The organism is Okeania sp. SIO2B9 (assembly GCF_010672505.1).
GTDB lineage: Bacteria > Cyanobacteriota > Cyanobacteriia > Cyanobacteriales > Microcoleaceae > Okeania > Okeania hirsuta.
In genome coordinates this window covers 1-1,084 of the sequence record NZ_JAAHGK010001789.1, presented here as the reverse complement: position 1 = coordinate 1,084, position 1,084 = coordinate 1, and the positions used below count along the sequence as shown (strand labels likewise).

At 34.5% G+C, this 1,084-nt stretch carries 1 protein-coding gene; it reads right to left on the bottom strand.

Going from position 1 to position 1,084, the window contains the following annotated elements:
- Positions 1-194 precede the first annotated feature (194 nt).
- The coding region (locus F6K13_RS34445) for a DNA gyrase C-terminal beta-propeller domain-containing protein (RefSeq protein ID WP_287290136.1) at positions 195-1,084 on the bottom strand (890 nt) is incomplete at its 5' end.

Genomic DNA, 1,084 nt, shown 5'->3' with positions numbered 1-1,084 from the left:
TGGAAAATTGTATGAAATTCTACCCTACTCCTTACTATCATCTATTTATAAATATTTATAAAAAAATTGCCTTTTATAAATATTTATAAATAGATGATAGTAAGGAGTAGGGTAGAATTTCATACAATTTTCCTTTCTCCTTACTCCCGAAGGAGGGATTATATAACTATATTTAACTCTCTATCCCTACCTCCTTACTCTTCCATATCTTCTGGGTCTATATCTTCTGTTTCTTCTGCATCTATTTCTTCCATATCTTCTATTTCTTCTGTTTCAGTGGCAGGAACTAAAGCTACTTCTGCGATGGTATCTGCGTCATCTAGTTTTTGTACCCTTACTCCTGTAGCACTACGAGATTGAATCGAAATAGCGTCAACTGCTTGACGAATAATAATTCCGCGAGTAGTAATCATTATTAATTCTTCAGTTTCGTTGACTATTCGTAAAGAAGCTAATTTATCTTGTTTCCGTTTCTTCTTCTTAAACTTAGTAGCAATGCGACCTTTACCACCTCGGTTTTGTAAGGTAAATTGAGAAACTGGCACCCGCTTTCCATAACCACCAGTAGTAATAACTAATGCCCACGGACCACTATTATTAACTGATGTAGTTTCTTCAGTTTCTTCCTCTTCTATTTCTCCATTTTCTAGTTCTAATTCTGCTTCTTCTAGCTCTAATTCTTCCTCATCAACATCAGCAATTTTATCTAAAATTGAACTGGGTAAAATATCCATACTAATTAACTCATCATCTTCGATCAGTTTCATAGATTTTACCCCTCTAGTATTACGACCCAAAGAACGTAATTGCTTATTATCCGTTCTAAAGTGAATTGCCATCCCAGAACTAGAAGCAATAATCACACTATCATCAACTTTCGCTCTTCTTACCCATCTTAATTGGTCGCCTTCAGCGAGAGAAATAGCGATTAATCCATTAGAACGGATATTAGAAAATGCTGATAAAGGTGTTTTTTTAATATATCCACCTTTGGTCAACATCACTAAAAATTTGTCATCCGTAAATTCAGAAACTGCCACTATAGAAGTTACTTTTTCATCTCGTGGAATAGGTAACATTTGTA